The organism is Synechococcus sp. (genome assembly GCF_982614295.1).
On the sequence record NZ_CEXBMR010000064.1, the window covers coordinates 1 to 6,035 of the forward strand.

General features: G+C 48.7%; 8 protein-coding genes. 5 read left to right on the forward strand and 3 right to left on the reverse strand.

Features of this window, described 5'->3' with window-relative positions; translation table 11 throughout:
* Positions 1-278, forward strand: a 278-nt coding sequence (locus AC2JC8_RS09280; protein ID WP_484594590.1) for a 6-carboxytetrahydropterin synthase, incomplete at its 5' end; no start/stop codon positions are given.
* Positions 275-916, forward strand: coding sequence for a RibD family protein (locus AC2JC8_RS09285; protein WP_484594591.1), 642 nt, complete (start codon positions 275-277; stop codon positions 914-916). The genes AC2JC8_RS09280 and AC2JC8_RS09285, both read left to right, overlap by 4 nt.
* Here the strand turns inward: AC2JC8_RS09285 and AC2JC8_RS09290 are convergent.
* Entirely contained in the window at positions 913-1,287 is a 375-nt protein-coding gene (locus AC2JC8_RS09290) for a hypothetical protein (protein WP_484594592.1), read from the reverse strand. The two genes, AC2JC8_RS09285 and AC2JC8_RS09290, sit on opposite strands and share 4 nt — an antisense overlap.
* A 95-nt stretch (positions 1,288-1,382) precedes the next feature.
* Between AC2JC8_RS09290 and AC2JC8_RS09295 the strand changes: the two genes are divergently transcribed.
* Positions 1,383-2,591, forward strand: coding sequence for a GNAT family N-acetyltransferase (locus tag AC2JC8_RS09295; protein ID WP_484594593.1), 1,209 nt, complete (start codon positions 1,383-1,385; stop codon positions 2,589-2,591).
* Positions 2,578-2,964, forward strand: coding sequence for a DUF4346 domain-containing protein (locus AC2JC8_RS09300; protein WP_484401104.1), 387 nt, complete (start codon positions 2,578-2,580; stop codon positions 2,962-2,964). The genes AC2JC8_RS09295 and AC2JC8_RS09300 overlap by 14 nt, the downstream gene beginning before the upstream one ends.
* Positions 2,965-2,979: 15 nt before the next feature.
* Here AC2JC8_RS09300 and AC2JC8_RS09305 read toward each other — a convergent pair whose 3' ends face one another.
* Positions 2,980-4,587, reverse strand: coding sequence for a B12-binding domain-containing radical SAM protein (locus AC2JC8_RS09305; protein WP_255133107.1), 1,608 nt, complete (start codon positions 4,585-4,587; stop codon positions 2,980-2,982).
* A 103-nt stretch (positions 4,588-4,690) separates the two neighbouring features.
* Here AC2JC8_RS09305 and petL point away from each other — a divergent pair, with 103 nt between their 5' ends.
* Positions 4,691-4,783: a cytochrome b6-f complex subunit PetL gene (gene petL / locus AC2JC8_RS09310; protein ID WP_484401102.1), complete on the forward strand. Its 93-nt coding sequence runs from the start codon at positions 4,691-4,693 to the stop codon at positions 4,781-4,783.
* Between the two features lie 18 nt (positions 4,784-4,801).
* Here petL and AC2JC8_RS09315 read toward each other — a convergent pair whose 3' ends face one another.
* Positions 4,802-6,010 (reverse strand): MFS transporter, encoded by a 1,209-nt coding sequence (locus AC2JC8_RS09315; protein WP_484401101.1) that lies wholly within the window; start codon positions 6,008-6,010, stop codon positions 4,802-4,804.
* Positions 6,011-6,035 lie beyond the last annotated feature (25 nt).

Consider the following 6,035-nt stretch of genomic DNA (forward strand, 5'->3'; position numbering starts at 1 on the left):
GGGGCGAAATTGATGCTCGCAGCGGCATGGTTTGTGATTTAGCTGCATTGCAAAAATTGGTGCAGGATTTAGTTGTGGAACCTTTTGATCACACCTTTTTAAATAAAGATGTGCCGTTTTTTGTTGATTGCGTGCCCACAGCTGAAAACATTGCTTTGCATATTGCTGATCGTTTAAATCAACCAATTGCAGCGATTGGAGCGGCGCTGCATAAGATTCATTTGCAGGAAAGTCCAAATAATGCAGCTGTTATTTATGCAGAAGCGGCCCTGGTGTGAGCCTGCGTTTGGTGCTGGCCATCAGCATGGATGGGCGCTTAGCGCCCCCCTCTGGGGGGGCAGCAAAATTAGGGAATGTTGGAGATCGGCGCGCCCTGGAAGAGGCACTGGTTTGGGCGGATTGTTGCTTAATGGGGGCAGGCACCTTGAGGGCCCACCGCAGCAGCTGCCTGATTCATCAACTTGATCTTTTAGAGGAGCGCAAACAATTAAATAAATCAGTTCAGCCGCCGTTGCTGCTGATTAGTCGGAGCAATCCACCGCTGGGAATTGAGCCCGATTGGCCCTTTTGGCAGCAACCCTTCGCCCGATGGTTATTGGCGCCTGCAGGGATAAAGGCGCCTGGGTTTGAGCGATTTTTTCCCTTGGGCCCCTGGCCGCAACTTAAGCAGTCCTTGGCGGCAGAAGGGGTGAAAAACCTGCTGTTGCTAGGGGGGGCTGAACTTACGGCAAGCCTTTTGGCCGCTGGCGTGGTGGATGAGCTTCAGCTAACGCTTTGCCCCTTGCTGCTTGGTGGAAAGCAGCATTGGTTGCCGCCAAATTTTGAACTTCCAGCACAAGCTTGGCAGTTGGTGGAGGCTAGAGAATTGGGTGCATCTGAATTATTGGTTAGATACAAGTTAAAGGAAGATTGTTAACGAGCTGGAAACTGCTGATCCCAACTGGAGCGTGCTGTTTCTAATAAGCGGCTGATACATACAGCTGCTACTTTTATACTTTCAGGCCCTGGTTTCCCCCCGAGGGCTTCTACTGCCACCTGCAAAATTGTGCCATTGCGTTCTATCTCTTGAACCACGCACACACTGGCGGGCCGTGCAATTTCGCTGCAAAGGCTACGAAAAGCAGTGAAATCGGGTTCAACTGTACCCATTGCTTTTTCGCATTCCCGGGTCATCTGTGCTTCCACTTGAGGCCGCATCAAATTCAAGATGATTCCCCCCGAACCTGTCAGCTGCGCCAGCAGGAGCGGTAGTTGTAGAAGCGATATTTGCAACAATGGTAAAACCACGATTTTGCTTCACCTCACATGCTTTTTATCATCGCGTAAACCCGCAGTAAGCGGGAAGCTGATTAGCGTTTGTCTCAACTTCAAGTTTTTTATCTGTGGTGCTGGATTCAGCTTTAGAAGCCAGGTGGCATCGGCAGTTGGCGGAAATTCCTCAGCAGCAATGGGACCTTTTGGTGCGGGAATATGAGCTGCCTTTTTACCGCTGGCATTGGCTTGAGGCCTTAGAGCGCTCCGGCAGCATTGAATCCAAACAAGGCTGGCAACCCTGCCATCTCAGTGTGTGGCGCGGCGATGCCTTGGTTGCGGCAGCACCCCTCTACCTAAAGGGCCACAGCTATGGAGAATTTGTATTTGATCAATCTTTTGCCCAGCTCGCTTCTCAGCTGGGTTTGCGTTACTACCCAAAGCTTGTGGGGATGAGCCCTTTGAGCCCAGTTTTGGGTTATCGCTTTTTCATTGCCCCGGGAGAGGATCCCAAAGTGTTAACGCTTCTGTTGATGGAATTAATTGATCGTTTTTGTGAGCGGAATAAAATATTAAGTTGTAATTTCTTATATGTTGATCCCACTTGGCAGCCCTTCGCTGAAGCTGCTGGTTGCAGCACCTGGCTAAATCAACAAAGCTTATGGAGTAACCCAGGTTATGAAAACTTCAGCAATTATTTAACCAGTTTCAATGCAAATCAACGCCGTAATATTAAGCGCGAGCGCAAGGCTGTGCAAGAGGCTGGTTTAATAGTTACACCAATTTCTGGCGAATCTATAACATTACCACTTTTAGGTAAGATGCATCATTTTTATGAAGATCATTGCCGCCGCTGGGGCATGTGGGGTAGCAAATACTTAACAGAAGATTTCTTTATACTTGCAGCTCAGCAATTGGTTGAAAATCTAGTGTTATTTAGCGCCCATCCGAATGGAGAAGATCCCCAGAATCCCTTGGCGATGAGCTTGTGCGTGCAACAGGGAAACAAGTTATGGGGGCGCTATTGGGGCTCGGAACTGGAATTGGAAAATCTACATTTTGAAGTTTGTTATTACGCGCCGATTGAATGGGCTATTGGCGCTGGAATTAGTTACTTTGATCCGGGTGCTGGCGGCAGCCACAAACGCAGGCGTGGCTTCATCGCTAAATCCCACGCCAGCTTGCATCGCTGGTATGAACCGGAATTTGGCGCCATAATCGATCGCTGGTTGCCTCTCGCCAACGCACATCAGCTTGAGGAAATAGAAGCAATAAATGCGGAACTTCCCTTTAACAGGCAGAATGACATGGAATCGTTAGGAATTAGTGGCAGCTTTTAGTGCGCAAGATCGTATTTCACTTGATACAGAATTATCGAACCGCTCTATAAAATTAGATCCTCAGGGATATCTATTGATAAAACTAGATCGTGTTCGGGGGGAACTGCTTGCAGAGTGGTTTAGCAATAATATTAATGATCAAGGTTTAGCAACCGATCCGGCTACCGGAGAAGTGTTTGCATGTAAAGGCGGTGGCCCAAGGAAACCAATTCACATTTTTAAAGGACGCAGCGCTAAAGAATTAGGAATTGCTATCACAGAAGCAGGAAATCCTTTGCCAATCAGCAGCTTAGATCATGCATTATACCTTGGCAGAGAATTTCAAAAAGCTGAGTATTGCTTAGAAACAAATACCGATTACATCCAAGATTAATGATAATAAATTAAATTAAGCAGTTTGTAATTCTCTGTTGAGTTCAGCCGCTGCTGGTGGTTCTGGAGGTAGTGCCAGCATTTGATCTTGGATTTCTTTAGTTACCACACCACGATATTCTTGGAAATGTTCATTATGGGCTAACACCACAAGAAACTGCTCCAGTAATTGTGGGTTGCGCATGGCAATTGTGGCTAAAGATTTCCAAAAACGGAATCTAGTGTTGCGTTTAACCCCTTGGCGCCATATCACAATTGATAGGGCGCGTATATCTGTGAGGCTAGGTAGGCGAGAAATATCAGACTTTTCTGATTTATAAAATGAATGCCAGCGGGGCTTACCCATTTTTAAATAGTAATGAGTTACACGATCGATATATGCATTGGGTTCATAGAGTTCACAGAAAGCTTGCACATATTCGTTCGCAATTTCACGAATTGGCCTTGTGGGCACAAAATTTAATAGGTTTGTTTGATTTACACCTTTGGCGTCTGCTTTTTCTTGGATTAAACGGCCCTCTTTTTCAAGGCGGTGCCACAAACCTGTATTAGGTAGTGCTTGCAACATACCCATCATTGCGGCTGGAATACCTGTGAGGCTCACAAAGCGCACGATGCGATCACCTGCTCCTGCAAGCTCTCCATCAAAACCAATAATGAATCCAGCCATCACCCTGATGCCATAGGAAGTGATGTGATCCACGGCCTCTTCAAGGGAGCTGCGGGTGTTTTGGTGTTTTCCTGCCACCGATAAACTTGCTTCATCTGGAGTTTCGATACCAAGAAACACCGATTCAAATCTGCATTCAGCCATCAGCTGTAGTAAATCATCATCTGCAGCGAGATCAACCGATGCTTCCGTTGCAAAGCTAAAGGGATAACCACGCTCACTTAACCAATCTCGCATTGCAGGTAATAGCAACTTAGCATTGCGTTTATTACCAATAAAATTATCATCTACTAAAAATATAGAACGGCGCCAACCGAGGTCGTAAAGGGCTTGCAATTCAGCAACTAATTGTTCTGGATTTTTTGTACGCGGCTTGCGACCATATAAAACAATAATGTCACAAAATTCGCATTGAAATGGGCAGCCTCTTGAAAACTGCACACTCATCGAATCGTAAGCATCTAGCTCAAGTAAATCGAATCTCGGCACAGGGGTAGAAGTTACATCTGGCTTTTCGCCGTTTGAGCTAAATCTGCCGCTTGTATCACCTCTCTCGATCGCCTCAATAAACATTGGCAGGGTTATCTCCCCTTCATCAAGCACTTTGAAATCCACCAGATTTAATTCCGGCGCATCGGGGGTAGAACTGGCAAAAGGGCCACCTACAGCAACGGGTAAACCCCGTTCCTTTGCTTTTGCTATTTGGGCAGCCATATCGGATTTCTGCACGATCATCCCGGAGATCACCACAAGCTCCGCCCAATTCCATTCCGCCTCCGTTACTTCCCTAACGTTGCGATCCACCAGCTTCATCTGCCAGTGTTGAGGTAGCAACGCGGCAACGGTTACGAGCCCAAGGGGAGGCAATAAAACCTTGCGGTTTACAAGCTCCAGGATCTTTTCGTAGCTCCAGAAGGTTTTTGGGAATTCGGGATATACGAAAAGAGTACGCATGGCTGTAGGGGTAGTCGCAGAACCTTAGTCGGTTCCAGCAGATAACAGCTCCCCCAAACCGCTTAGGCTTCTGCTGTAATAGATAGCAATTAGTGCTGCTGCCATGGGAATCGTCTTTTATGTGGGCTTACTTGGCGCCGGCTTTACTGCGGCTTTTGTGCTCACAAAGCTGCTTAAAGCGATCAAATTGATTTAAGTGATCTCAAAAGAGCAGTTATTCAACCAATTTTAGTTGTTGCCCGCCAAAACGCCACAGTTCGGCTGCGGCAAGCACCACGCCAATTGCCCCAAGCAAACCGCAGCAAAAGCCAAGCCCACGCTCCATTGTGATTCCAGCAGCCAATAGGCCGCTGATGCCACCTCCACCAAGAAAAGCGATCTGAGCCAGGCCGGCCATTCTGCCGCGCAGTTCTTGAGCTGTTCCTACTTGGCAGATCAGATTTAGCCCCGATAACAACACTGCGGTGCCAGCGCCAATAACAAAAGCCATAGCCAGGCTCCACCAAGGATGTCCGCCGATGGCGATACCGATTTGGCCAAGTGCCGTTAATAATCCGCAGCTACCCAGAAGCAATCCAGGGCGCTGGCTTAACCAAAGGCTGCGCTTTTGCAGCACAAGGCCGCCAGTGATGCTCCCTGCCGCAAGGATGCTGGTAAAAAGGCCTAAATCTTGGGGGCTAGGGCCCACCAGTTTGAAGGCCATGAATGGTGCTAAGCCAGGGTGAAAAAACCCCACCAAACAGAACAAAGCAGTAAACGTGAGAGCCTGCCTGATGGGTAGGCCACAACCGCGCCAAGCGGCCCCAAGGCTGGCGGCACTGCCTGCGGCGCTCCGTTTTTCTTGATCGCCGCGGGGCTTCAGCAACCACACAACCGTGGCAATTGGAAGTAGGTAGGTGCTGGCATCAAGCAGTAATGCCAGGGAAGGGCCTGTGAAGGCCACCAGCCAACCACCAATAGGCGGGCCCACTAATTTACCAACGTTGAACACCACAGAAAAGCTTGTGAGATAAGGGCCAAGTTGCTGTGGCTGATCCACAAGAAGTGCGCAATATTTATTGCGGGCCGTTAATTCATAGGCGCTGGCGATACCCACTGCAAAGGTGCTAAGTAACAACAACAAGGCTTGATTGGAACCGCTGCTAATTGGGATTGCGATCGCCCCAAGGCTGCCCCCCGCCAGGAGCCCCCACTGCGACCACACAAGCACTTTTTCGCAGCCGTGGCGATCTGTTAGCACCCCTGCAGGGCCGCTGAAAAGCAGGGTTGGCAATGAAAGAAGAGCGAAATGCAGGGCCAGCACCAAAGGATTGCTGGTGCCATTCATCAATACCCAACCTTTGGCGGTGAGTCCTGCAAAGGAACCGGCAGTGCTGAGGCCTGAAGCCCAAAGAAATATTTTGCGTTGCCTGGCTAACCCCATCAGGTACGCCTTTCGGCGTTAACCA

What these genes read in the sequence shown, in the direction of transcription:
- AC2JC8_RS09305 (WP_255133107.1), bottom strand. Translation starts at nt 4,587, where the DNA reads ATGCGTACTCTTTTCGTATATCCCGAATTCCCAAAAACCTTCTGGAGC.
- petL (WP_484401102.1), top strand. Translation starts at nt 4,691, where the DNA reads ATGGGAATCGTCTTTTATGTGGGCTTACTTGGCGCCGGCTTTACTGCG.
- AC2JC8_RS09315 (WP_484401101.1), bottom strand. Translation starts at nt 6,010, where the DNA reads ATGGGGTTAGCCAGGCAACGCAAAATATTTCTTTGGGCTTCAGGCCTC.